The organism is Meridianimarinicoccus marinus, from assembly GCF_040689105.1.
Lineage (GTDB): Bacteria > Pseudomonadota > Alphaproteobacteria > Rhodobacterales > Rhodobacteraceae > Meridianimarinicoccus > Meridianimarinicoccus marinus.
On record NZ_JBFBVU010000001.1, the window covers coordinates 253,786 to 278,580 of the forward strand.

Here is a 24,795-nt window from a genome sequence, read left to right on the forward strand (position 1 = left end):
GGCGGGCAGATCCCTCAGATCTGCCGCCCGACATAGCGTGCGCAGCCGGTCAGGGCGGCGTAGTCGTCTTCCACAAGATACAGGCTGAAATCCGCCATGAACTCGCGGAACCGGCCCTTGTCGGCAAAAGCCTCGGGTAAAGTTCCTTCGACGAAGAAGGGACTGACCGCGCGGGCCAGACCGCCGATCAGATAAATGCCGCCGAAGGGCAAATGCACCAGCGCCAGATCGCCCAGCACCCGGCCCAGCAACTGGCAGAACAGCCGCATGGTGTCGCGATCGACATCGCGCACTTCGGGTTCCTGAAGGGCCGCGATCAGTTCAACCGTGGTGGCCCAGGCGGCGTCGCCGGCCACATGGGCGTGCACGGCCATCAGCCCGCGCCCCGACAGCGCCTCTTCCACCGAGGCGAATTCATGCACCGCGGCCAGTTCCATCGCCAGCGCCATCGAGGTCTCGTCCCAGACCGGCAGGCTGATATGGCCACATTCCGACGGCACCACGGTGTATTGTGCGCCTTCTCCGGCGTGCACGGGGGCGGCGTTGAAGCCGGTGCCAAGCCCCACCACCAGACGCGTCTCGTCGGTTTCCTGCGGCATGGGTTTGCCCATCAGGCAGCGCGTCGCCACGTTCTCCAGCGCGTGGCCCTGCGCTTCCAGGTCGTTGATGACATAGCCATGCGCCGCCCCGGTGGCCGCGCAGAGGCGTTCGCTGTCCATCTCCCACGCCAGGTTGGTCATGCGCCCGACGCCATTACGCACCGGGCCCGCAACCGCCACGCAGGCGGCCGTGCAAAGTGGTCGGCCCAGATCGGTCAGGTAGCGATCCAGCACTGCCTCAAGCGACGGAAACTCGGCGTTGCGGAAGCGCGCCACGCTGTGCGGCGCGGTGGCGTCCTCCTTGACCAGGGCGACGCGGGTATTGGTTCCGCCGATATCGGCGACAAGGATGGTCATGACAGATGGTCCCGGCTGATCATTATGTTTGCGCCCCAACAAGCAGGTTCCTCATCCAGTGCCAAGACTGTTTCGGGGTACGGGTCAGGGTTTCGAAATCCACATGGACCAGCCCGAAGCGCTTTTCATAGCCCAGGGCCCATTCGTAATTGTCCATAAGCGACCAGACGAAATAGCCCTTCAGCGGCACACCCTCGGCAATCGCGGTCACCGCCCGATCCATGTGCTGGGTCAGATAGTCGATGCGTTCGGGATCCTCGACCTTGCCGTCGCGCAGCACGTCCGGATTGGCCATGCCGTTCTCGGTGACATAGAGCGGCAGGTCGCCGGTATAGTCGCGCGCGGTGGCGGTCAGGAAATGCGACAGCCCGTCTGGGCAGATCTCCCAGCCCATCTGGGTCTTGGGCAGCGGGCCGTCCAACTCGTCACAGGCAGGCCAGGGGCCGTTGTTCGCGCCGATGCGCTTGCAGGTGTAATAGTTCAGCCCCAGCCAATCCAGCGGTGCCTGTATCGTGGCAAAATCGTCCTGCCAGCCTTTCGGCAGATGCGGTTCCAGTCCTTCCAGCACCAGTTCCGGATAGGTCTCCTTGAACAGGCCCGACAGGAAGAACTGGTTGTAGATCGCATCATAGCGCGCGGCGGCGGCGGCGGCCTCGGGCGAGGTGTTGGCGGGCAGCGCGTATTCGAAGTTGCAGACCGCGCCGAGGTTGGTCATGCCGTGGTCGCGCATCACCGAAATCGCCGTGCCGTGGGACACCAGCACATGGTGCATGGCGCGGGCGGCGGCGCGAATGTCGCGCAGGCCGGGGGCGTGATGGCCCATGAAATGCGACAGCCAGGCCACGCACCAGGGCTCGTTGATCGGCGCCACGCTCCACAGCCGGTCGCCCAGCCGGCGGGCGATCACATCCGCAAATTCGCCGAACCATTTGGGCATGTCGCCGTTGCGCCAGCCGCCCTGATCGGCCAGCGCCTGCGGCAGTTCCCAGTGGTACAGGGTGGCGGCGGGTTTGATGCCGCGTTCCAGCATGGCGTCGACCAGCCGGTCGTAGAAATCCAGCCCGTCGCTGTTGGGCGTGCCGCGCCCCTCGGGCAGCACCCGCGCCCAGGAGGTCGAGAACCGGTAGGCGTCGAACCCCGCGGCGGCCACCAGGTCGAGATCCGCTTCATAGCGGTGGTAATGGTCGCAGGCCCGCGCGCCATCCTCGGCGCGCACGACATTGCCGGGGGTGGCGGCGAAACTGTCCCAATGAGTCGGCCCGGCGCCGCCCTGGGCATGGCCTTCGATCTGATAGGCCGAGGTGGCGGTGCCGAAGATGAAATCTTCGGGAAACTGGCTACGTTTCAGCATGAGCGTGGGGTTCCTTGTTCAGGACGGGGCCGGAGGAGGTGCCTTGCACCAGTTCCGCCTCCATCAGCGTTTGAAGCGGGCCGCAACCCGGAGCGTCGATCAGTTGCAACAGCATTTCCAGCGCCTGTTCCCCGGCTCGCCGGACCGACGACCGGGTGGCGGTGAACATCGGCGGATCGCCGGTGTTGGGCAGATAAGTCAGCACGTCGTCATGGGTGACGATCGAGACATCGCGCCCGACCTTCAGCCCCTTCGCCTCGATCGCCCGGCGGGCACCGAAGGCCACCAGAACCGAGGCGGTCAGGATCGCGGTGGGCGCGTCCTCGGCCTCCAGCATGGCGGTTGTGGCGGCATAGCCGAAATCCTCGGTCATGGGCGCGTTCTGAATGTGCCGGGCCAGGGGCGACAGTCCGCGCGCCGCCATGCCCTGCAGGAATCCATCCTCGCGCCGGTGCGCGAAATCCATGTCGCGCAGCCCGTTCAGCAGGGCAATGCGGCTGTGGCCCAGATCCAGCAGGTGATCGGTGGCCTTGCGGAAGGCGCGGCGGTTGTCCATGTCGATCCAGGAATAGGCCGCGTCCTCGCCCGAGATGCGGCCATGCACCACGAAGGGCAGGCCCAGGTCGCGCAGCATCTTGATCCGCCAGTCCCGGATCAGCGGCGCCTGCACGATCACCCCGTCGACGCGCCCGCGCGCGGCCAGCGAGCGATAGGTTTCGGCCTCATCCTCGCCCGAGGCCAGCGACAGCATGATGTCATAGCCGCGGGCCGACAGGACATCCCCGGCGCCGGCGATGAAATCGGCGAAGATCGGGTTCACGCGTTCGTGGCGCGAGTTCACCGGCACGACCAGACCCACTGCCATGGCGCGCCCGGTGGCCAGCGACCGGGCGCGGCTGTCGGGGCGATAGCCATGGGCGGCGGCGGCTTCCAGCACCCGCGCGCGGGTGGCTTCCGAGACCTCCGGATAGCCGTTCAGGGCGCGGCTGACCGTGGTCTGGCTGAGTCCGAGCAGGCTGGAGAGATCTTTCAGGTTCATCGCGGCTTCCGTGCTATGGTCGACGGCAAGCCTAGCCGGAGTTTTCAATTTCGTCAAAGCGCTTTGAATCCATGGAGGCAATATTCGATACCGCTAACATACCTTTGTTTTCAGGATCAAACACGAAACCGTCGCCGTTGACAGATTGTGAAACTGCTTTATGACTATTCGATATCCAAAGCGCTTTGGCCTGCGATTCGAACGCAGCCCTGAAATTGCACATAGGGTGCGGCGCTTAACGACCTTGGGAGGGTTGGAATGAAGAACCGTTATTTGGCCACGGTGGCCGCTGTCGGCTTGTTTGCGGGCGCGGCCGGGGCGCAGGACCTGAAGTTCCCCGTTGGAGAGGGCGACTTCAACTGGTCCAGTTACGAGAGCTTCTCCGCCGAACATGATTATTCCGGCCAGGAAATGACGATGACCGGCCCCTGGACCGGCCTGGACAAGGAACTGGTGGAAAGCGTCATTGCCTATTTCGAGGCCGCGACCGGTGGCACCGTGAAGTATTCCGGCTCGGAAAGCTTCGAGCAGGACATCGTGGTCAGCGCGCAGGCCAACTCGGCCCCCAACATCGCGATCTTCCCGCAGCCGGGTCTGGCCGCGGATCTGGCGGCGCGCGGCTACCTGTCGGCGCTGGATGACGACACCGTGTCGTGGATCGGCGAGAACTACGCGGCCGGTCAGTCCTGGATCGATCTGGGCACCTACAACAACGCCGACGGTGCGCCCGAAACCTTTGGCTTCTTCTACAAGATCGATGTGAAGTCGCTGATCTGGTACGTGCCGGAAGCCTTCGACGAAGCCGGCTATGACGTGCCCGAAAGCCTTGAGGATCTGAAGGCGCTGACCGACCAGATCGTCGCCGACGGCGGCACCCCGTGGTGCATCGGCCTGGGCTCTGGTGCGGCGACCGGCTGGCCGGCGACCGACTGGGTCGAGGACATGATGCTGCGGACCCAATCGCCCGAGACCTATGACGCCTGGGTGCGCAACGAGATCCCGTTCAACGATCCCGCCGTGGTCGGCGCGATCGAGGAATTCGGCCATTTCGCCAGGAATGACGCCTATGTGAAGGGCGGCGCGGCCTCGGTCGCCAACACCGACTTCCGCGACAGCCCCGGCGGTCTGTTCACCTTCCCGCCGGAATGCTACATGCACAAGCAGGCCAGCTTCATCCCGACCTTCTTCCCCGAAGGCACCGAAGTGGGCGAGGACGTCGATTTCTTCTACTTCCCGGCGTATGAGAGCAAGGATCTGGGCAAGCCGGTTCTGGGAGCAGGCACCCTGTTTGCCATCACGCAGGACAGCGATATCACCCGCGGCTTCATCGACTTCCTGAAGACCCCCATCGCGCATGAAGTGTGGATGGCGCAATCGGGCTTCCTGACCCCGTTCAAGGGCGCCAATTCCGAGCTTTACGCCAACGACACGCTGAAGGCCCTGGGCGACGTTCTGTTGAACGCCACCACCTTCCGCTTCGACGCGTCTGACCTCATGCCCGGCGAGATCGGTGCCGATGCCTTCTGGAAGGGCATGGTGGCCTACACCGGCGGCGAGGATGCGACCTCGGTGGCCGATGGCATCCAGGACCGCTGGGACTCCATCAAGTAAGTCAGTCTTCGACGGGGCCGGCCTTTGGGGGCCGGTCCCAACCTTCATTTCCCGAAAGGACAGGCCATGTCCCCGCTAGTGCAAGGCGCATTGACCATATTTCTGGGGGTCGGCGGCTGTGTGGGCTATTTCTACGGCTCCAACCTGTTGATCGACAAGGTGCTGTTCCCGGCACGCGGCCCCAACATTGCCCGCAACATCAACCGGGCGAACATGATCCGGCCCTGGCTGTTCCTATTCCCGGCCATCTTCGCGGCGGGTCTGTACCTGGCCTATCCGGTGGTCGGCTCGTTCATCCGGTCGCTCTACAACCGGGCCGGCACCGACTTCGTGGGGCTGGGAAACTACACTTTCCTGATGGGCGACGACGGGTTCCGTACCGCGCTGTTCAACAATTTCCTCTGGCTTTTGTTCGTCCCCGCCGCGGCGACCGGCTTTGGCCTGCTGGCCGCCCAGCTGACCGACCGGCTGCGCTGGGGCAACATCGCCAAATCCCTGATCTTCATGCCGATGGCGATTTCCTTCGTCGGCGCCTCGCTGATCTGGAAATTCGTCTATGCCAATGACGCCGACATCGGGCTGATCAACGCGATCCGCGCCGCCCTTGGCGCCGAAAGTGCCGTGGACGTGCTGCAAACGCCGTTCTGGAACAACTTCTTCCTGATGTTCATCCTGGTCTGGATCCAGACCGGCTTTGCCATGGTGATCCTGTCCGCCGCCCTGCGCGGCATTCCCGAGGAAACCATCGAGGCGGCGATCATCGACGGTGCCAACCCGTGGCAGATCTTCTTCCGCATCAAGGCGCCGCAGATCATGGGCACCATCGTGGTGGTCTGGACGACGATCACGCTGCTGACCCTGAAGGTTTTCGACATCGTCTACACCATGACGGGCGGCAATTTCGGCACCGAGATCCTGCCCAGCTACATGATGTCCTTCATGTTCCGCGACGACGGGCGGGCGACGGCGGTGGCTTTCGTCATCATGATCCTGGTGTTGCCGGTGATGATCTGGAACATCCAACAGTCCCGCAAGGAGATGCGCTGAGATGGATAATATCGCAGGACAGAAATCCGGGCTGAGTTGGGCGGTCAACATTTCAGTGGTGGTCATGGTGGTGCTGTGGCTGATCCCGACGGTGGGGCTGCTCGTGTCGTCCTTCCGGGACCGCGACCAGATCTCGGTCTCGGGCTGGTGGCAGGCGCCGTTTTCCATCGAACAGACCTACCGGGGCCGGGTGTCCACGGACAATCCCAGCCGCGAGGGCGATCTCTATGTGCTGACCGGCAACATCTTCGAGGAAGGCGAGGCCACCGGCACGCTCAATGCCTTCGGCACCAGCGGACGCGCCCCGACCCAATATCCCGCCGGCACGGTCGCCGACCTGGGTGACGGCGCCACCCTGACCATCGCGACCAATGGCGACTATCGCTATACCACGCCCGAAGAACCCGGCGGCCGCGGGGAAAGGATCTACTTCGGGGCCGAGACACCGCCCGATTTCAGTCTTCAGAACTATCGCACGGTGCTGAGTTCCGACGGCATGGACGTGGCCTTCATCAACACGCTGACGGTCACCATCCCGGCCACCATCATCCCGATCCTGATCGCGGCCTTCGCGGCCTATGCACTGGCCTGGATGGAGTTTCCCGGACGCGGGTTGCTGATTGCCGCCGTGGTCGGGCTTCTGGTGGTGCCGCTGCAACTGGCGCTGGTGCCGCTGCTGAACCTGCACAACAAGGTCGGCATCGGGCAAAGCTTCGTCGGCATCTGGCTGGCGCACACCGGGTTCGGCCTGCCGCTGGCGATCTATCTGCTGCGCAACTACATGGTCGGCCTGCCGCGCGACATCATCGAAAGCGCCAAGGTCGATGGCGCCACCGATTTCGAGGTCTTCACCAAGATCGTCCTGCCGCTCAGCTTCCCGGCGCTGGCGTCCTTCGCGATCTTCCAGTTCCTGTGGACCTGGAACGATCTGCTGGTGGCCAAGGTGTTCCTGCCCTCGGCAGACGAAAGCAAGGTGATGACCGTCAAGATCGCCGACGACCTTCTGGGATCCCGCGGCGGGGACTGGGGCATTCTGGCGACGGCGGCCTTCGTCTCGATCGCCGTGCCGCTGGTCGTCTTCTTCACGATGCAACGATATCTGGTGCGCGGTCTGCTGGCCGGCTCCGTCAAATAGGAAGGGCTCTGTCAGATGAGCTTCATCGACTCGCAAACCGGCCACGCCGATCAATCGGCCATGCCTGTCGACAAGGACTGGTGGCGCGGGGCCGCGATCTATCAGATCTATCCCCGGTCCTTTCAGGACAGCAACAACGACGGCATCGGCGATCTGGCCGGGATCATCCACCGGCTGGACTATGTGGCGAAACTGGGCGCGGACGCGATCTGGATCTCGCCGTTCTTCAAGTCACCGATGGCGGACTTCGGCTATGATGTCAGCGACTATCGCGATGTGGATCCGATGTTCGGCTCGCTTGGGGATTTCGACGCGCTGATCGCGCGGGCGCATGATCTGGGCGTCAAGGTGCTGATCGATCTGGTGCTCAGCCACACCTCGGCCGAACATCCGTGGTTCCGCGAAAGCCGGTCCAGCCGCGACAATGCCAAGGCCAATTGGTACGTCTGGGCCGATGCCAAGCCCGACGGCTCGCCGCCCAACAACTGGCTGTCGATCTTCGGCGGCTCGGCCTGGGAATGGGACGGCGAGCGGATGCAGTACTATCTGCACAACTTCCTGACCTCGCAGCCGGACCTGAACTTTCACGAACCGCAGGTGCAGGAGCAGCTTCTGGACGTGGCCCGTTTCTGGCTGGACCGGGGCGTCGATGGCTTCCGTCTGGATACCGTTAACTTCTATGTGCACGACAAGGATTTGCGCGACAATCCTCCGCTGGCGCCGGAAGAGCGGAACGACAGCACCGCGCCGGCGGTCAACCCCTACAATTTCCAGAACCACCTGTATGACAAGAACCGCCCCGAGAACCTGGACTTCCTGCGCCGCTTCCGCGCCCTGATGGAGGAGTTCCCCGCCATCACCGCCGTGGGCGAGGTCGGCGAAAGCCAGCGCGGCATGGAAGTACAGGCCGAATATACCGAAGGCGATGACCTGCTGCACATGTGCTATGGCTTCGACTTCCTGTCGGGCGGCAAGCTCACCGGCACCAAGGTGGCCGATGTGCTTCAGCGCTTCGATGCCATTGCGCCCGACAGCTGGGCCTGCTGGGCCTATTCCAACCACGATGTGGAACGGCACGCCAGCCGCTGGGGGCTGAGCGGCGATGCCTACAGGGTCTACACCGGCCTGATGATGGCGCTGCGTGGCTCCATCTGCCTGTACCAGGGCGAGGAGCTGGGCCTGACCGAAGCCTATGTCGGCTATGAGGATCTTCAGGATCCCTACGGCAAGCGGTTCTGGCCCAAGTTCAAGGGGCGAGACGGCTGCCGCACGCCGATGCCCTGGACCGCCGGGGCCAGCAACGGCGGGTTTACCGAAGCCAAATCCTGGCTGCCCGTCGCCGCAGAACATCTTGACCTGGCGGTGCACGAGCAGGAGATCGATCCCGGCAGCACGCTGGCCTTCTACCGGGCCATGCTGGCCTTCCGCCGGGACCAGACCGCGTTGCGCAAGGGCAAGCTGGAGGTTCTGGACGCGGACGACGGGCATCTGTCCTTCCTGCGCAGCCACGGCAACCAGATGATCTTCTGCGCCTTCAACCTGACCTCGGAGGAACAGCCGCTGAACTTGCCAGATGGCGACTGGACCATTGTCCGGGATCTGCCCCTGCACCCCGAAAGCAGCGCGGACGGGCTTGTCCTGCCGCCCTATCAGGCGTGTTTCGCCCTTCGCCAGACCGATGAACCGGGAGAGTCCGAATGACCGAGCTCAAGCTGAACGACGTTGCCAAGGCCTATGGAGATGTCCAGGTCCTCAGCAACATCAACCTGGACATCACCGAGGGAGAGCTCGTCGTCTTTGTCGGTCCCTCGGGCTGCGGGAAATCCACCCTGCTGCGGATGATCGCGGGACTGGAAAAGATCACCGGCGGCACGCTGGAAATTGGCGGCCAGGTGATGAACGACATCCCGCCCGCGCAGCGCGGCATTGCCATGGTGTTCCAGTCCTACGCGCTGTACCCGCATATGACCGTGCGCGACAACATGGCCTTCGCCCTGAAGCTGGCCAAGAAAACCAAGGACGAGATTTCCGCCGCCGTCGACAAGGCCGCGCAGATCCTGCAACTGACCCCCTATCTGGATCGTCTGCCCAAGGCCCTGTCGGGCGGTCAGCGTCAGCGGGTGGCCATCGGCCGGGCCATCGTGCGCGACCCGCAGGTGTTCCTGTTCGACGAGCCGCTGTCGAACCTGGATGCCGCGCTGCGCGTGGCAACGCGGATCGAGATCGCCCAGTTGAAAGAGGCGATGCCGGATCGCACCATGATCTATGTGACCCACGATCAGGTTGAGGCGATGACTCTGGCCTCGCGCATCGTGGTGCTGGCCGGGGGTGGCATCAGCCAGGTCGGTACGCCGATGGAACTGTACCAGACCCCCGAGAACACCTTTGTCGCGCAGTTTATCGGCTCGCCCGCCATGAACCTGATGAAGGCCGAGATCGTGGCCACCGGGGAAAACACGCGGGTCAAGGTTGCCTCGGGGGCCGAGGTGGAGACCAATATTCCCTCACGCGGCGACATGATGGGCGCCACCGTCGAACTGGGCGTGCGGCCCGAGCATCTGGCCATCGCGCCGGAAGGGCAGGGGTTCCTCGACTTCGAGACGGAAATCTCGGAACGGCTGGGCGATGTGACGGTGCTGTATTCCACGGTCGATGCCGACGGCGCGCAGATGATCGCCAAGCTGCCGGGGCTGGTGCAGAGCCAGCGCGGCACCAAAGTGCGGCTGTCCGCCGAATCCGGCGACCTCCACCTGTTCCTGCACGGCAAGTCGCTGCTCTATCCCTGAGGTGCCCGCGACGGCGGACCAGGCCCACCAACAGGCCCCGCCAGAGCGATTTTTCCCAAATCCGGAAAGCCCCGACGCAGGTCGGGGCTTTCTGCTGTGCAGCGGTGGCTCTGCCGCGCGGGTCGAAACTCGGCCCGCAACGGCATCCAAGCCTTTCCTTTCGGGACGGACCGTGAAATAGGGACGTGCCAAACGACCCCTCCGGGAGATGATTATGGAGATTCGCGAGGCCCTGACCTTCGATGACGTGTTGCTGGTTCCCGCCGCCAGTTCGGTACTGCCGTCCGACGCCAACACGAAGTCCCGTGTCACCCGCTCGATCAGACTGAATGTGCCGCTGCTCAGCTCGGCCATGGACACCGTGACCGAAAGCCAGATGGCGATCACCATGGCGCAGCTTGGCGGCATGGGGGTGATCCACAAGAACCTCGATGTGGAAGAACAGGCCCGGCAGGTGCGCCGCGTGAAACGGTTCGAATCCGGCATCGTCTACAACCCCATCACCCTGACGCCCGACCAGACCCTGGCCGATGCCAAGGCGCTGCAGGAACGCTATCGCGTGACCGGGTTCCCGGTGGTGAATGGCGACGGCCGCGTGGTCGGGATCGTGACCAACCGCGATATGCGCTTTGCCAGCGACGACAGCACGCCGGTCAAGGCCATGATGACCAGCGACAACCTGGCCATGCTGCGCGAACCGGCCGAACTGGAAGAGGCCAAGAGCCTGATGAAGGCGCGCCGGATCGAGAAACTTCTGGTGGTCGATGGCAACGGCAAGCTGACCGGCCTGCTGACCCTGAAGGACACCGAACAGGCGGTGCTCAACCCAAGCGCCTGCAAGGATGATCTGGGCCGCTTGCGGGTCGCGGCGGCCAGTTCCGTGGGCGACAGCGGGTTTGCACGGTCCGAGGCGCTGATCGACGCGGGCGTGGATATCGTGGTGGTGGACACCGCCCATGGCCATTCCGCCGGCGTGATCGAGGCCGTGCGTCGGATCAAGGCGCAATCGAACCATGTTCAGGTCATCGCCGGCAACGTCGCCACCGGCGAGGCCACCCGCGCGCTGATCGACGCGGGCGCCGATGCGGTCAAGGTCGGGATCGGGCCGGGCTCGATCTGCACCACCCGCATGGTTGCCGGCGTTGGCGTGCCGCAGCTGACCGCCATCATGGATTGCGCCCGTGCCGCCAACGAAATGGACGTGCCGGTTATCGCCGACGGCGGCATCAAGTTCTCGGGCGATTTCGCCAAGGCCATCGCGGCGGGGGCCTCCTGCGCCATGGTCGGCTCGATGATCGCGGGCACTGATGAAAGCCCCGGCGAGGTCATTCTCTATCAGGGCCGCAGCTTCAAATCCTATCGCGGCATGGGTTCGCTGGGCGCCATGGCGCGCGGCTCGGCCGACCGCTATTTCCAGAAAGATGCCGCCAGCGACAAGCTGGTGCCGGAAGGGATCGAGGGCCAGGTGCCCTACAAAGGCTCGGCCAACCAGGTGATCCACCAGTTGGTGGGCGGTCTGCGCGCTGCCATGGGCTATACCGGCTGCGCCACGATCGAGGACATGCGCACAAGCTGTGAATTCGTCCGCATCACCGGTGCCGGGCTGAAGGAAAGCCATGTGCACGACGTGGTCATCACCCGCGAGGCACCGAACTACTCGGCCTGACAAGACACGCAAAAGGCGCGGGACCGATCCCGCGCCTTTCACAGGCTGTCGCAGGTCAGGCGTTGCGCCGCATGCGCATCGCGCCCAGTGTGCCTACGCCCAGCAGCATCAATGCCCCTGCGGCGGGCAAGGGCACTGCCGTCGAACCCGATGACGGGTTGGTGCCAAAGGCGATGTCCCGCAATCCGCATTTCAGGTCGGAATTGAAATCACAGGTAAAGACCGCCGAACGGGCGTTGCCCGAAATGACCAGCCCGCCGAACAACACCAGGCTGTCGCCAAAATCAGCGCGGCCGAGTTCGGTGCCGGTGCCGTTCAGACCGGAGTAGAGCACCACGTCGCCGCCGTCATAGGCATTGGTGGTCACACCGGCGCCCTGGATCGGTTTGGCAAAATTCAGCCCCACATGCGGTGTGGCGGTCCCGAAAAATCCCTGGCCATTCAGGATCAGATCATCGCTGCGCACATAGGACCGTGGGCCAAAGAAGCTGACCCCGGCAAAATCGGGGTCGATCTCGTCCACAAACTTGCCGATGTAGCTGGATGTGTCGATCACGGTGTAGCTGTTCAACGCGGCGTAGAAACTTGTGCGATCGGTGTAGGACGTCGCGGCTGCGGCCCCCGCAGACAAGATGCCCACGACCAGAAAAGAGAGTGTTCTTAACATTTTTTTCCTCCGTATATCGGCGCTCCCGAATACAGAAAATTTGGAAATTTACCTTTGGTCAACCATGTTTTGTGGCAATGGTTAGCCCGAATGGCGGGGGATTGGGATTTTTCCCTGCACAGCAGCAAAGAGCGCGGAGGGTGAACTCCGCGCTCTGGATGGTTGTCGGGTTGGGGACCGGGTCTATTCCGCCGGAACCGGGTCGGGATTCTTCGGTGTGCCCTTGATCCGCTCGCGCAGGGTCTGCAACAGGACGTAAAGCACCGGAATCACGATGATGCCGATCACCGTGGCCGCCAGCATGCCGCCGAAGACCGCGATGCCGATGGCGCGCTGGCTGGCCGCGCCCGCGCCATCCGCCAGCATCAGCGGCACGACGCCCAGCAGGAACGACAGCGCCGTCATCAGCACCGCGCGGAAGCGCAGTGCTGCGGCCTGCATGGCGGCTTCGCGGATGCTCAGCCCGGCGGCGCGCTGCTCCATGGCGAATTCCACGATCAGGATCGCGTTCTTCGCCCCAAGCCCCACCAGCATGATCATCCCGATCTGCGTATACAGGTTGATGTCGTTGCCCGTCGCCCCGACCACGGCCACGGCCCCGAACAAGGCCACGATCACCGACAACAGGATCGCGGCGGGCATGGTCCAGCTTTCGTATTGGCCGACAAGAAACAGATAGGCAAAAATCACAGCCATCACGAGGATCACCTGCACCATGCCGGCACTGTCCTGCTGCTGTTGCGCCGTTCCCGTCCATTCATAGGCATAGCCCGGTGGCAGCGCGGTGCGGGTTTCCTCTTCCAGCACGCGAATGGCATCGCCCGTGGACAGGCCGGGCGCCGGAACCGCCGTGACCGTGGCCGCCCGGAACATGTTGAACCGCGTCAACAGGGTCGGCCCCAGCACATTTTCCACGTCGATCAGGGTGCCCAGAGGCACCATCTCGCCGGTTTCCGAGCGCACGTACAGTGCGGCCAGATCCTCGACCGCGTTGCGATAGCTGCCGTCGGCCTGGATCATCACCTTGTAGACCCGACCGAACAGGTTGAAGTCATTGACGTAATACGAGCCCAGATAGGCTTGCAGCGTCAGGAAGACCTCGGAGACGGCGGTGTTCAGGGACTTGGCTTTCTCACGGTCCAGATCGACGTAGATCTGCGGCACGTTCGAGCGGAAAGTGGTATAAGCCTGTCCGATCTCGGACCGCTGGTTGGCGGCATAGACCAGTCCGCCTAGGGCCGCGGACAGTTCCTGAGGAGAGCCGCCCCCGGTCTGCTGCACCATCATCTCGACGCCGGCGCTCATCCCCAGGCCGCTGATCGGTGGCGGGTTGAAGGCGATGATGCTGGCGGCGGCCTCCTGATTGGCGATGCCGAAGATCTGGCCAATGATGCCATCGGCATGCAACGCTGGGGTCTGGCGTTCTGCCCAGTTGTCGAGGTTGACGATGATCATGCCGCCGTTCGAGCCGGAACCGTTGAGCAGCGAGAACCCGTTTACCAGCACGGTGGAAGAAACGCCGGGGATATCGAGGATCTTGTCTTCGACCCGGCTTGTCACGGTTTCGGTGCGGTTCAACGCCGCTGCATCAGGCAACTGGACATCGACGAAGACATAACCGTTGTCCTCAAGCGGCAGGAACCCCTTGGGGATGGCAGTAAACAGGCCGCCGGTGGCGATGCCCAGCCCGATGACCACCACCAGACCGACGATCGAGATCCGCACCAGTTGCCGCACCAGCCCCACATAGGCGCCGCGCCCGGCGCCGATGCCGCGTTCGAACACCGCCAGCAGGCCCTTCGGCGGGCCGGAGCGGGCCCGCAGCACGATCCCGCACAGGGCCGGCGACAGGGTCAGCGCGTTGATCGACGAGATCACAACGGCGGTCGAGATCGTGACCGCGAATTGCGAATACAGGCGCCCGGTGATGCCGGGCATGAAGGTGACCGGCACGAAGACCGCCAGCAGCACCAGCGTGGTGGCGATGACCGGCGTGGTGATCTGGCCCATGGCCTTGCGGGTCGCCTCCTTGGGGCTGAGCCCCTCTTCGGCGATGATCCGTTCGACGTTTTCCACCACCACGATGGCGTCATCCACGACGATGCCGATGGCCAGAACCAGCGCGAACAGCGAGATCGTGTTCAGCGACATGCCAAGCGCCAGCAGCAGGGCGAAAGTGCCGATCAGCGACACCGGGATCGCCACCATGGGAATGATCGTGGCGCGCCAACTGCCGAGGAAGATGAAAACCACGATCATCACCAGGGCGAAGGTCTGCAGCAGGGTGGTCTGCACATCAGCCAGAGAGGATTCCACAAAGGCGGTCGAGTTGAAGGGCACCTCGTAGACCACATCGTCGGGGAATGTGGCCGACAGGCGCTCAAGCTCGGCCAGCACCCGTTCGGACACCACCAGCGCATTGGCGCCGGGAGCCTGGTAGACGGCCAGGACCGTGGCGGGCTGGCCGTCGAAACGGCCCGAGGCGTTGTAATAACTTGCCCCGCGTTCGACCCGCGCCACATCGCGCATGCGCACGATGGCGCCGCTGTCTCCGGTGCGGATCACGATGTCGCCGAACTCCGCCGCGGTGGTCAACCGGCCCTGCGCGGTGATCGTGTACTGGAACTGCTGGTCGCCGGGCACCGGCGGGGCCCCGATCTGGCCGGCGGAAACTTCCAGGTTCTGGTCCCGGATCGCGGCGATCAGGTCGCCGGGCGTCAGACCCAGGCTCGCCATCTTGTCGGGGTCCATCCAGATCCGCATGGCATAGGCGAAATCGGTCATCACCTCGGCCTTGCCGACGCCGTTCACCCGTGCCAGCGCGTCCTTCAGGTTGATCGAGGCATAATTCGACAGGAACAACTCGTCATAGGTGCCCTCGGGCGAGGTCAGGACCGCCACCAACAGCATGTTGGTCGAGGCCTTTTGCGTCACAACCCCGTTCGAGGTCACTTCGGTGGGCAGTTGCGAGGTCGCCTGTCCGACGCGGTTCTGCACGTTGACCGAGGCGATATCGGGATCGGTGCCGACCTCGAAGGTGACATTCAGGGAATAGCTGCCATTGTCGGCCGAGGTCGACTGCATGTAGATCATGTCGTCCACGCCGTTCACCTGCGCCTCGATCGGGGCGGCGACGGTGTTTTCCACGGTCTGGGAGTTTGCGCCGGTATAGTTGGTACTGACGTTGACCACCGGCGGCGTGATGTCGGGGAACTGTTCGACCGGCAGCACCGAATAGGCGATGCCGCCCATGATCGTCAGCACCAGCGAGATGACCAGCGCCAGCTTGGGACGCTCGATGAAGACAGAGGAGAACATGGCCGTCTACTCCCCGGTGCCGGCAAGCACGGGATCGACGGGAACCCCCGGCCGGACCCGTTGCAGACCCTCGACGATCACGGCTTCGCCTTCCTGAAGGCCACGGGTCACGACGATCGAGACACCATGGGTGGCACCGGTTTCGATGTAGCGTTGCTCGACAATCTGCTGGTTGGACACCACCAGCACGAACTCGCCGCGCTGGTCGCGCTGAACGGCGGCCTGCGGCACGGTCAGGAAGGGCGTCGGTTCCTGCGCCGTGATGCTGACATTCACGAAACTGCCGTCTACCAGCAGGTTCTCGGCATTGTCGAAGATCGCGCGCACAGCGATGGTGCCGGTCGACGGGTTGACCCGGTTGTCGCGGAAGGCCAGCCGCCCGACTTCGTCAAGGACCATGCCGCCGGGCAGGGTCACATACACCGGATAGGGCGAGTTTTCGTCTTCGACGGTCGCATCATTGGCCTGCGCCTGCTGCTGCAATGAGATCATCTGCCGCTCGCTGATCGAGAAGGTGACATACATGGGCTGTAGCCGGACAAGGGTCGCCAGCGTGCCGGTGGTCGGTCCGACCAGATCGCCAACGCTGCGTTCGGTCCGGCCAATGGCGCCGTCGAAAGGCGCCACGATCCGAGTATAGCCGACATCCAGCTCCGCCTGCTTGATCGCCGCTTCCGCCGCCGCGATCTGGGCTTCGGCGACCTGCCGGTTGGCGCGCGCCACGTCCAGTTCCGACTGCGCCACCGCTTCCTTCGCCACAAGCTGAGATTTGCGGTCGAATTCGACCTGTGCCAGCGCAAGATTGGCCTTGGCCTGGGCCAGATCCGCCTGCCGGGCGGCCAGCGTGGCTTCGTATTGTTCAGGTTCGATGTGAAACAGCACGTCCCCTTCCGACACCGTCGCGCCGTTGGCCACGTTCACCTCGCGGATGAACCCGGTGACACGCGCCACCAGTTCGACCTTGTCCACCGCCTCGACCCGGCCGATAAAGGCGATGTCATCCAGGATCTCCTCGGTGACCGCCGCCGCGATCGAGACCTTCGGGGCGGGTTGGCCGCTGCCTGCGTCTTGAGCTTGGGCCACCGGAACTGCCAGCAAGGCCAGCGACAGGACCGAAATACGAAGTCCGGCAAAACGAGGGAAAGGCATGGAAACGGGTCCTTCAGGCAAGAACGGCGGGTGCCGCGTGCAACGCGGGTCGACTCGTCTCCAAGGTAGGACTATTGACGCCGCGAACACCACAGCAAACCGTGAGGCTGGCTTGGCATCCCGCGCCCGGCCCCGGATTTGTCGCAGCCCCACAGGCCCCCGGGCCTTGGCCAAAGCCCGGAGACGCGATGACCCCCGCCGCCAGAATTGCCGCAGCAATCGACATCCTTGACGACATCCTGTCCGGCACACCCGCCGAGAAAGCGCTGAAGGACTGGGCGCGCGGCCATCGGTTTGCCGGATCGAAAGACCGCGCCGCCCTGCGCGACCATGTCTTCGATGCCTTGCGCCGGCGGCGCAGTCTCGCGGCTCTGGGCGGGTCCGACACCGGCCGGGGGCTGATGATCGGTTGGGTGCGCGCCTCGGGCGCCAGGGCGGAAACGGTCTTTAACGGCGAAGGCTATGCACCGCTGGCCCTGAGCGATACCGAACGCCAAGCCGGCCAAACTCCGGCCAGCCCCGCGGAGCGGCTGGATTGCCCCGACTGGCTGTATCCTGACGTCACGGAGTCGCTGGGCGAGGCCGCCGAGCCGTGCCTTGACCTGTTGCGCCAGCGCGCGCCGGTGTATCTGCGGGTCAATCTGCGCAAGGTGACGCGGCCCGAGGCCCTGGCGCAGCTTGACCGCGAGGGGGTCGTCACCGAGCCGCACGGCCTGTCGCCTTCGGCGCTGACGGTGATCGAGGGCGCGCGCCGGATCCGCGCCAGCGCGTCCTATCTGGACGGGGCGGTCGAATTGCAGGACGCGGCCTCGCAGGCGGTGTCGGACCGGGTGCCGCTGGTGGACGGCCAGCGCTTTCTAGATTTTTGTGCCGGCGGTGGCGGAAAGACGCTGGCTGTCGGCGGGCGCGTGCAGGCGCAGTTCACGGCGCATGACGCCAATCCCGCCCGGATGAAGGATCTGCCGGCCCGCGCCGCCCGCGCCGGTTTGCCCGTGCGCTGTGTGACCCCGGATCAGCTTGCCGGCAAGGAGACTTTCGACACCGTTGTCGTCGATGCGCCCTGTTCGGGCAGTGGGTCGTGGCGGCGGGATCCGCAAGGAAAATGGGCGCTGACCGCGCCGAAACTGGCCGAGACCGTGGCCCTTCAGGCGCGGATTCTGGATCAGGCGGCGGCACATGTGGGGGTTGCGGGGCATCTTGTCTACATGACCTGCTCGTTCCTGCGACAGGAGAATTCCGGGCAGGTCGACGGATTTCTGGCCCGTCACCCGGATTGGACGCTGGTCGACAGCCGCCAGTTCCTGCCACAAGACGGCGGCGACGGCTTCTTTTTCGCCGACTTGACACGCGGCGCCTGAAATCCAACCATTCTTCCCTGCACCGGAGCCGTGCTTAATCCGGGATTAACCCCCTGCGCGGTACGAAACCCCGGTAGATTGCTGGGAGGCATCATGGCCCGTATCGCTGGTTTGTCGCAGCACGGTTTGGACGGTGTGCTGTCGTATCATCACAAGGAGCGGGTGGCCTTTGGCCTTGCGTTGGGGCTGACCGCCCTGGGCATCCTTGTCGCCAGCGGAACGCCGCGGGTGCTGCTGCTGGCGGCTGGTCTTGGCGCCGGAGTCGCGCTGGTGATCGTCAAGCTAGCCGAAGGTCTACGCGGGCGCGTCGCACGGGCGGAACTGAACCGCGTCAGCCAGTTTTTCGCCCGCGATGCGGCGGTCTGGGTGGTTACGGATTTCTCGGGGCGCGTGCTCAGGTGCAATGCCGCGGCGCGGGCGGAGCTTGGGTTGACCAAAGGGCAGATGCTGTCGGACAAGCTTGACCGCCTTTTCGCAGCCCCGGTGCGCCGGGTTGCCGAATTGCTGGACCGCGCGCGGGCCACCGGATCCTCGGCGCTCGACCGGGCCAGCCACAGCGGCAAGGTGCGCCTCGCGGCGACGCTGGCACCGGGAAACCTGGTGGTCTGGCGGCTGGAAAACCTCACTTCCCGCTCGGCCTCGGTCGGGCGCGGCGAAGTGGGCTTGCCGGTGCTGGTGGTCTGCCCGGACGGGCGGGTTCTGGGCCAGAACACGGCGATGACCGAGCTTCTGGGCCGCGAAGTGACTGTGGTGGACGAAGCCTTCGGCAAGCGTCCGCTGGTGTCGGGCGGCATGTGTCAGCTCAACGCCGAAAGTGGTCGCACGCAGGTGCGCGTGGTGGTGGTCGACGACGATGACACCGGCTGCCGCGAAGTCTTCATCCTGCCCGAGAACCTTGACGATGCCGCTGACGCGCGGAAACTGTTTGAATCCCTGCCGGTGCCGATGCTGAAACTGTCCATCGACGGCAAGATCATCTGGGCGAACCAGGGCGCCCGCAGCCTGCTGGGCCGGGAGGTGCCACCATCGACCCATTTCAACGACCTGGTCTCGGGCCTCGGTCGGCCGTTGGGCGACTGGCTGCGCGATGCCAGCAGCGGTGGCGGCCTGTCGCAGTCCGAGTTCCTGCAAGTGCGCTGCGACGACAGTCATCGCTTCGTTCAGGTTTCCCTGAAAGCCGCAGACGAGTTGGGCGAACCGGCCTTGCTGGCCGTGCTCAGCGATGCCACCGAACTCAAGACACTGGAGGCGCAATTCGTCCAGAGCCAGAAAATGCAGGCCATCGGCCAGCTTGCCGGGGGGGTTGCGCATGATTTCAACAATCTGCTGACCGCCATCTCGGGCCATTGCGACCTGCTGCTGCTGCGCCACGATGAGGGTGATCCGGACTATGGCGATCTCATCCAGATCAACCAGAACGCCAATCGTGCTGCCAGCCTGGTGGGGCAGCTTCTGGCCTTCTCACGCAAGCAGACCCTGCGCCCAGAGGTTGTTGACCTGCGTGACGCCTTGTCGGACCTCACCCATCTGCTCAGCCGGCTGGTGGGCGAGCGTGTCCGCCTGACCCTCAAGCACGATGACAAGGTGCCCGCCATCCGCGCCGACAAACGGCAGTTGGAGCAGGTCATCATGAACCTGGTGGTCAACGCCCGGGATGCCATGCCCGAGGGCGGCGAGATCCTGGTGCAGACCTCGGCGGTCACGCTGGAAACCGAATTGTGCCGCAACCGCGCGGTGATCCCCGCAGGTTCGTACGCGGTGGTCAGCGTGCAGGACGAAGGCAGCGGCATCCCCTCCAGCCAGTTGCAGAAGGTGTTCGAGCCGTTCTTCACCACCAAGAAGACCGGCGAGGGCACCGGACTGGGCCTGTCCACCGCTTACGGCATCATCAAGCAGAGCGGCGGTTTCATCTTCGCCGACAGCACGCCGGGGGTGTCCACCGTCTTCACCATCTACTTCCCGGCCTTCACCGAAACCCAGGTCTTGCCGGCACCGGTGGTCAAGGAGGCAAAGCCCGCCCCCGAAACCCATCGCGACGGGGTGGTCCTGCTGGTCGAGGACGAGGCGCCGGTGCGCGCCTTTGCGTCGCGCGCGCTGCAACTGCGTGGCTTGACCGTAATCGAAGCCGAAAGCGCCGAAGAGGCGCTGGAACTGCTGGAAGATCCCGATCTGGATGTGGATGTCTTCGTGACCGATGTGGTCATGCCCGGCATGGACGGCCCGAACTGGGTGCGCCGCGCCTTGCAGGAACGTCCCGACACGCGGGTCATTTTCGTGTCCGGCTATGCCGAGGATGCGCTGAGTGACCATGAAACCAAGATCCCCAACTCGGTCTTCCTGCCCAAACCCTTCTCGCTGGAAGCACTGACCTCGACGGTTCAGGCGCAACTGCATTGATGTTTGCCGGGTAAGAGAAAATTTACCCTCGCGCCGACACACTGGTTCTCGCGAATTTACATTGATTTGTGCGTGTTCTCTCGCCATACAGGGGAGAACAAGAGCAGAACATCTGGCAGCGTTGCCGCCCGCGCGCGGGTATGGAATAAGGATCAGGACCAATGGCTACGGCTAACCTTCTCGACCTGGGCGGATCACGGAAAATGGACAAGCAGAAAGCGCTCGATTCGGCGCTGGCGCAAATCGAGCGGCAGTTCGGCAAGGGCTCGATCATGAAGCTGGGCCAGGGCGCGGTGCAGGAGATCGAATCCACCTCGACCGGCTCGCTCGGCCTGGATATCGCCCTTGGCATCGGCGGCCTGCCGAAAGGGCGGATCGTCGAGATCTACGGCCCCGAAAGCTCGGGCAAGACCACCTTGACCCTGCATTGCGTCGCGGAAGAGCAGAAGAAGGGCGGCGTCTGCGCCTTTGTCGATGCCGAACACGCGCTGGATCCGCAGTATGCCAAGAAGCTGGGCGTCAACCTGGATGAACTGCTGATCAGCCAGCCCGACACTGGTGAGCAGGCGCTTGAGATCACCGATACGCTGGTCCGCTCCGGGGCGGTCAGCATGGTAGTGGTCGATTCGGTCGCCGCGCTGACGCCCAAGGCGGAACTGGAAGGCGACATGGGTGATCACCAGGTCGGCGCGCAGGCCCGTCTGATGAGCCAGGCGATGCGCAAGCTGACCGGTTCGATCAGCCGGTCCAACTGCATGGTGATCTTCATCAACCAGATCCGCATGAAGATCGGGGTCATGTTCGGCAGCCCGGAAACCACCTCGGGCGGCAACGCGCTGAAGTTCTACTCCTCGGTGCGTCTCGACATTCGCCGCATCGGTTCCGTCAAGGACCGCGACGAAGTGGTCGGCAACGCCACGCGTGTGAAAGTCGTCAAGAACAAGGTGGCACCGCCGTTCAAGCAGGTGGAATTCGACATCATGTATGGCGAAGGCATCTCGAAGATGGGCGAACTTCTGGATCTGGGCGTCAAGGCCGGCGTCGTCGACAAGTCCGGGTCGTGGTTCTCCTATGGGGACGAGCGGATCGGGCAGGGACGGGAGAACGCCAAGACCTATCTGCGCGAACACAGCCGTACTGCGCTGGAGATCGAGGACAAGATCCGCGCCGCCCACGGGCTGGACTTCGACATGCCGCCGGGCAGCGCCGAGGACGACGTCGTCGACAGCTGAACCGCTGTCGCACCGCGCCCCGAACCCCGGCCATCAGGTCGGGGTTTTTTCGTTTCTGGCGCTGCCAGTGGACACCCGCGCGCCGCAGGGCTAAACGGGTCCGAACTTGACCTGACAGAGACCGGATCATGGCCAGCCTGAACGATATCCGCAGCACTTTCCTGGACTACTTTGGCAACAACGGCCACGCGGTGGTGGACAGCTCTCCGCTGGTGCCACGCAACGACCCGACGCTGATGTTTACCAACGCGGGCATGGTGCAATTCAAGAACGTCTTCACCGGCGTCGAACACCGCGACTACACCCGCGCCGCGACCAGCCAGAAATGCGTGCGCGCCGGTGGCAAACACAACGATCTGGACAACGTCGGCTATACCGCACGCCACCATACCCTCTTTGAAATGCTGGGAAATTTCTCGTTCGGCGATTATTTCAAGGATGATGCCATCCCGCTGGCGTGGAACCTCCTGACACGCGAACTCGGCATCGACAAGGACAAGCTGCTGGTCACCATCTATCACACCGATGACGAGGCCGCCGAAATCTGGAAGAAGGTGGCGGGTCTGAGCGACGACCGCATCATCCGCATCCCGACGTCCGACAACTTCTGGTCCATGGGCGCCACCGGCCCTTGCGGCCCCTGCACCGAGATATTCTATGACCACGGCGATCACATCTGGGGCGGTCCTCCGGGCAGTCCGGAAGAAGACGGCGACCGGTTCATCGAGATCTGGAACCTCGTCTTCATGCAGTTCGAGCAGTTCGAGGACGGCAGCCGGGAAAACCTGCCCAAGCCGTCGATCGACACCGGCATGGGGCTGGAACGCATCGGCGCGCTGCTGCAGGGCAAGCACGACAATTACGACACCGACCTGTTCCGGGCGCTGATCGAGGGGTCGGCCAATGCCACCAGCACCGATCCCGCCGGTCCCGGCAAGGTGCATCACCGGGTGATCGCCGATCACCTGCGCTCGACTTCGTTCCTGATCGCTGACGGGGTGATGCCGTCGAACGAAGGCCGGGGCTATGTCCTGCGCCGGATCATGCGCCGCGCCATGCGCCATGCCCATCAACTGGGCGCGCAGGATCCGCTGATGTACCGGCTGGTGCCGAATCTGGTGGCGCAAATGGGGCAAGCCTATCCGGAACTGACCCGCGCCCAGGCGCTGATCGAGGAAACCCTGCTGCTGGAGGAAACCCGCTTCCGCCAGACCCTGGATCGCGGGCTGCGGCTGCTGGATGACGAACTGGCCGGTCTGCCCGAGGGCGCCGATCTGCCCGGCGAGTCGGCTTTCAAACTGTACGACACCTATGGCTTCCCGCTGGACCTGACCCAGGATGCGCTGCGCGAAAAAGGCCGGGCGGTAGACACCGACGGTTTTGACGCGGCGATGGAGGAACAGAAGGCCAAGGCCCGCGCGGCCTGGGCGGGTTCCGGCGACACCGCCGATGCGGCGATCTGGTTCGACATCGCGGAAACCCACGGCACGACGGAATTCCTGGGCTATGACACCGAAACCGCCGAGGGCCAGATCCTGGCCATCGTTCAGGACGGTGCCGCGCAAGACAAGGCCGCCAAGGGCGACGCGGTGCAGATCGTGTTGAACCAGACCCCGTTCTATGCGGAATCCGGCGGTCAGGTCGGCGACACAGGCGTGCTGAAGACCGACACGGGCAGGGCCACCATCACCGATTGCCGCAAGGTGGCCGGGGTGTTCATCCATTTCGCGGAGGTGACCGAGGGCGAGATTGCCAAGGCCACCGGCGCCGAACTGACCGTGGATCACGACCGCCGCACCAACATCCGCGCCAACCACTCGGCCACGCACCTGCTGCACGAGGCCCTGCGCGAGGCGCTGGGGGATCACGTGGCGCAGCGTGGCTCGCTGAATGCGCCGGATCGCCTGCGGTTCGACTTCAGCCACTCCAAAGCGCTGACGCTGGAAGAACTGGACCGGGTCGAGCGCGAGGTGAACGCCTTCATTCGCCAGAACGGCAAGGTCGAAACCCGGATCATGACCCCGGACGAGGCCCGCGATCTGGGCGCGCAGGCGCTGTTCGGCGAGAAATACGGCGACGAGGTGCGCGTCGTGTCCATGGGCAAGCAGGCGGGCTCGGGCAAAGGCAGCGACAAGCAGACCTATTCGCTGGAACTTTGCGGCGGTACTCATGTGCGGCAGACCGGCGACATCGGGCTTTTCGTGACGCTGGGCGACAGCGCGTCCTCGGCCGGGGTGCGCCGGATCGAGGCGCTGACCGGGGCGGCGGCCTTTGACTATCTGGCGGCACAGGATCACCGGATGGCCGAAACCGCGCTGACCCTGAAGGCCAAGCCCGAAGAGGTACCGGATCGCGTCAAGGCCCTGCTGGATGAACGCAAGGCCCTGCAGGCCGAACTGGCCGATCTGCGCCGCGACCTGGCCATGGCCGGCGGCGGGCAGGGCAACGGTCCTGCGGCAAAAGAGGTCGGCGGTGTGTCCTTCCTTGGCCAAAGTCTGTCGGGCGTGACTGGCAAGGATCTTCCGGCGCTGATCGATGCGCATAAGGCCAAGCTGGGCTCGGGCGCGGTGCTGCTGATCGCCGATACCGGCGGCAAGGCGGCCATTGCGGCGGGCGTCACCCAGGATCTGACCGGCCGGGTGTCGGCGGTGGATCTGGTCAAGACGGCGGCGCAGGCCCTTGGTGGCAAGGGCGGCGGCGGACGTCCTGACATGGCGCAGGCCGGTGGCCCGGATGCGTCCAAGGCCGATGCGGCCATCGCCGCAGTCGAATCCCTGCTGGAAGGAGGTGCCGCATGAGCACGGCATTGTGGATCGCCCATGTGGATGTGACGGACGCCGAGGCCTATGGCCGCTACGCGGCGCTCGCCACCGAGGCGATTGCCAAGCACGGCGGCGTGTTTCTGGCGCGCGGCGGCCGCTATATCCAGAAGGAAGGCGCGGATCGTCCGCGCAACGTGGTGGCGCGATTCCCCTCGCTTGAAGCGGCCGATGCCTGCTACGAATCTGCTGAATACCAGGAAGCGCTGAGCCATGCGCGCGGCGCGGCGGTGCGTGAACTGGTGATCGTCGAAGAACAGTGAC

Annotated in this window: 17 protein-coding genes; 11 read left to right on the top strand and 6 right to left on the bottom strand. The window is 64.3% G+C overall.

Annotation, left to right across the window (positions count from 1 at the left end):
- Positions 1 to 14: 14 nt before the first annotated feature.
- The 3 genes from AB0T83_RS01290 to AB0T83_RS01300 are packed head-to-tail and all read right to left on the bottom strand — an operon-like array spanning position 15 to position 3,346.
- Positions 15 to 956 (bottom strand): glucokinase, encoded by a 942-nt coding sequence (locus tag AB0T83_RS01290; protein WP_366190875.1) that lies wholly within the window; start codon positions 954 to 956, stop codon positions 15 to 17.
- A 22-nt stretch (positions 957 to 978) separates the two neighbouring features.
- Complete coding sequence (locus AB0T83_RS01295) at positions 979 to 2,307, bottom strand: GH1 family beta-glucosidase (protein WP_366190877.1); 1,329 nt, start codon at positions 2,305 to 2,307, stop codon at positions 979 to 981.
- Entirely contained in the window at positions 2,294 to 3,346 is a 1,053-nt protein-coding gene (locus AB0T83_RS01300; RefSeq protein ID WP_366190879.1) for a LacI family DNA-binding transcriptional regulator, read from the bottom strand. Before AB0T83_RS01300 ends, AB0T83_RS01295 begins: the two co-directional genes overlap by 14 nt.
- A 258-nt stretch (positions 3,347 to 3,604) precedes the next feature.
- Between AB0T83_RS01300 and AB0T83_RS01305 the strand changes: the two genes are divergently transcribed.
- The 6 genes from AB0T83_RS01305 (at position 3,605) to guaB (ending at position 11,591) form a co-directional block, all read left to right on the top strand.
- Positions 3,605 to 4,957, top strand: coding sequence for an ABC transporter substrate-binding protein (locus tag AB0T83_RS01305; RefSeq protein WP_366190881.1), 1,353 nt, complete (start codon positions 3,605 to 3,607; stop codon positions 4,955 to 4,957).
- 66 nt (positions 4,958 to 5,023) lie between these two features.
- On the top strand, positions 5,024 to 6,004 hold the full coding sequence (locus tag AB0T83_RS01310) for a carbohydrate ABC transporter permease (protein WP_366190883.1): 981 nt from the start codon (positions 5,024 to 5,026) through the stop codon (positions 6,002 to 6,004).
- Between the two features lies 1 nt (position 6,005).
- On the top strand, positions 6,006 to 7,139 hold the full coding sequence (locus AB0T83_RS01315) for a carbohydrate ABC transporter permease (protein WP_366190885.1): 1,134 nt from the start codon (positions 6,006 to 6,008) through the stop codon (positions 7,137 to 7,139).
- A gap of 15 nt (positions 7,140 to 7,154) precedes the next feature.
- The gene (locus AB0T83_RS01320; RefSeq protein ID WP_366190887.1) at positions 7,155 to 8,840 is read left to right on the top strand and encodes an alpha-glucosidase family protein; all 1,686 of its coding nucleotides are present in this window, start codon (positions 7,155 to 7,157) and stop codon (positions 8,838 to 8,840) included.
- Entirely contained in the window at positions 8,837 to 9,925 is a 1,089-nt protein-coding gene (locus tag AB0T83_RS01325) for an ABC transporter ATP-binding protein (RefSeq protein WP_366190889.1), read from the top strand. The genes AB0T83_RS01320 and AB0T83_RS01325 overlap by 4 nt, the downstream gene beginning before the upstream one ends.
- 214 nt (positions 9,926 to 10,139) lie before the next feature.
- The gene (gene guaB / locus AB0T83_RS01330) at positions 10,140 to 11,591 is read left to right on the top strand and encodes an IMP dehydrogenase (protein ID WP_366190890.1); all 1,452 of its coding nucleotides are present in this window, start codon (positions 10,140 to 10,142) and stop codon (positions 11,589 to 11,591) included.
- Positions 11,592 to 11,646: 55 nt separating this feature from the next.
- Here guaB and AB0T83_RS01335 read toward each other — a convergent pair whose 3' ends face one another.
- The 3 genes from AB0T83_RS01335 to AB0T83_RS01345 all read right to left on the bottom strand — a co-directional run bounded on the left by AB0T83_RS01335 (position 11,647) and on the right by AB0T83_RS01345 (position 16,725).
- Positions 11,647 to 12,258 carry a VPLPA-CTERM sorting domain-containing protein gene (locus AB0T83_RS01335; protein WP_366190892.1) on the bottom strand — a complete coding sequence of 204 codons (612 nt, stop codon included), beginning with the start codon at positions 12,256 to 12,258 and terminating at the stop codon, positions 11,647 to 11,649.
- Between the two features lie 183 nt (positions 12,259 to 12,441).
- Complete coding sequence (locus AB0T83_RS01340) at positions 12,442 to 15,576, bottom strand: efflux RND transporter permease subunit (protein ID WP_366190893.1); 3,135 nt, start codon at positions 15,574 to 15,576, stop codon at positions 12,442 to 12,444.
- Between the two features lie 6 nt (positions 15,577 to 15,582).
- On the bottom strand, positions 15,583 to 16,725 hold the full coding sequence (locus tag AB0T83_RS01345) for an efflux RND transporter periplasmic adaptor subunit (protein ID WP_366190895.1): 1,143 nt from the start codon (positions 16,723 to 16,725) through the stop codon (positions 15,583 to 15,585).
- A 188-nt stretch (positions 16,726 to 16,913) separates the two neighbouring features.
- Here AB0T83_RS01345 and AB0T83_RS01350 point away from each other — a divergent pair, with 188 nt between their 5' ends.
- The 5 genes from AB0T83_RS01350 (at position 16,914) to AB0T83_RS01370 (ending at position 24,794) form a co-directional block, all read left to right on the top strand.
- Positions 16,914 to 18,083 carry an RsmB/NOP family class I SAM-dependent RNA methyltransferase gene (locus AB0T83_RS01350; RefSeq protein ID WP_366190897.1) on the top strand — a complete coding sequence of 390 codons (1,170 nt, stop codon included), beginning with the start codon at positions 16,914 to 16,916 and terminating at the stop codon, positions 18,081 to 18,083.
- Between the two features lie 93 nt (positions 18,084 to 18,176).
- Positions 18,177 to 20,480, top strand: a complete 2,304-nt coding sequence (locus AB0T83_RS01355; protein WP_366190899.1) for an ATP-binding response regulator — start codon at positions 18,177 to 18,179, stop codon at positions 20,478 to 20,480.
- Between the two features lie 161 nt (positions 20,481 to 20,641).
- A complete protein-coding gene (gene recA, locus AB0T83_RS01360; RefSeq protein ID WP_366190901.1) occupies positions 20,642 to 21,712 on the top strand; it encodes a recombinase RecA in 1,071 nt (356 codons plus the stop codon).
- A gap of 128 nt (positions 21,713 to 21,840) precedes the next feature.
- Positions 21,841 to 24,510, top strand: a complete 2,670-nt coding sequence (gene alaS, locus AB0T83_RS01365) for an alanine--tRNA ligase (RefSeq protein WP_366190902.1) — start codon at positions 21,841 to 21,843, stop codon at positions 24,508 to 24,510.
- Positions 24,507 to 24,794 carry a DUF1330 domain-containing protein gene (locus tag AB0T83_RS01370; protein WP_366190903.1) on the top strand — a complete coding sequence of 96 codons (288 nt, stop codon included), beginning with the start codon at positions 24,507 to 24,509 and terminating at the stop codon, positions 24,792 to 24,794. Before alaS ends, AB0T83_RS01370 begins: the two co-directional genes overlap by 4 nt.
- Position 24,795 lies beyond the last annotated feature (1 nt).

What these genes read in the sequence shown, in the direction of transcription:
- AB0T83_RS01290 (WP_366190875.1), bottom strand. Translation starts at nt 956, where the DNA reads ATGACCATCCTTGTCGCCGATATCGGCGGAACCAATACCCGCGTCGCC.
- AB0T83_RS01295 (WP_366190877.1), bottom strand. Translation starts at nt 2,307, where the DNA reads ATGCTGAAACGTAGCCAGTTTCCCGAAGATTTCATCTTCGGCACCGCC.
- AB0T83_RS01300 (WP_366190879.1), bottom strand. Translation starts at nt 3,346, where the DNA reads ATGAACCTGAAAGATCTCTCCAGCCTGCTCGGACTCAGCCAGACCACG.
- AB0T83_RS01305 (WP_366190881.1), top strand. Translation starts at nt 3,605, where the DNA reads ATGAAGAACCGTTATTTGGCCACGGTGGCCGCTGTCGGCTTGTTTGCG.
- AB0T83_RS01310 (WP_366190883.1), top strand. Translation starts at nt 5,024, where the DNA reads ATGTCCCCGCTAGTGCAAGGCGCATTGACCATATTTCTGGGGGTCGGC.
- AB0T83_RS01315 (WP_366190885.1), top strand. Translation starts at nt 6,006, where the DNA reads ATGGATAATATCGCAGGACAGAAATCCGGGCTGAGTTGGGCGGTCAAC.
- AB0T83_RS01320 (WP_366190887.1), top strand. Translation starts at nt 7,155, where the DNA reads ATGAGCTTCATCGACTCGCAAACCGGCCACGCCGATCAATCGGCCATG.
- AB0T83_RS01325 (WP_366190889.1), top strand. Translation starts at nt 8,837, where the DNA reads ATGACCGAGCTCAAGCTGAACGACGTTGCCAAGGCCTATGGAGATGTC.
- guaB (WP_366190890.1), top strand. Translation starts at nt 10,140, where the DNA reads ATGGAGATTCGCGAGGCCCTGACCTTCGATGACGTGTTGCTGGTTCCC.
- AB0T83_RS01335 (WP_366190892.1), bottom strand. Translation starts at nt 12,258, where the DNA reads ATGTTAAGAACACTCTCTTTTCTGGTCGTGGGCATCTTGTCTGCGGGG.
- AB0T83_RS01340 (WP_366190893.1), bottom strand. Translation starts at nt 15,576, where the DNA reads ATGTTCTCCTCTGTCTTCATCGAGCGTCCCAAGCTGGCGCTGGTCATC.
- AB0T83_RS01345 (WP_366190895.1), bottom strand. Translation starts at nt 16,725, where the DNA reads ATGCCTTTCCCTCGTTTTGCCGGACTTCGTATTTCGGTCCTGTCGCTG.
- AB0T83_RS01350 (WP_366190897.1), top strand. Translation starts at nt 16,914, where the DNA reads ATGACCCCCGCCGCCAGAATTGCCGCAGCAATCGACATCCTTGACGAC.
- AB0T83_RS01355 (WP_366190899.1), top strand. Translation starts at nt 18,177, where the DNA reads ATGGCCCGTATCGCTGGTTTGTCGCAGCACGGTTTGGACGGTGTGCTG.
- recA (WP_366190901.1), top strand. Translation starts at nt 20,642, where the DNA reads ATGGCTACGGCTAACCTTCTCGACCTGGGCGGATCACGGAAAATGGAC.
- alaS (WP_366190902.1), top strand. Translation starts at nt 21,841, where the DNA reads ATGGCCAGCCTGAACGATATCCGCAGCACTTTCCTGGACTACTTTGGC.
- AB0T83_RS01370 (WP_366190903.1), top strand. Translation starts at nt 24,507, where the DNA reads ATGAGCACGGCATTGTGGATCGCCCATGTGGATGTGACGGACGCCGAG.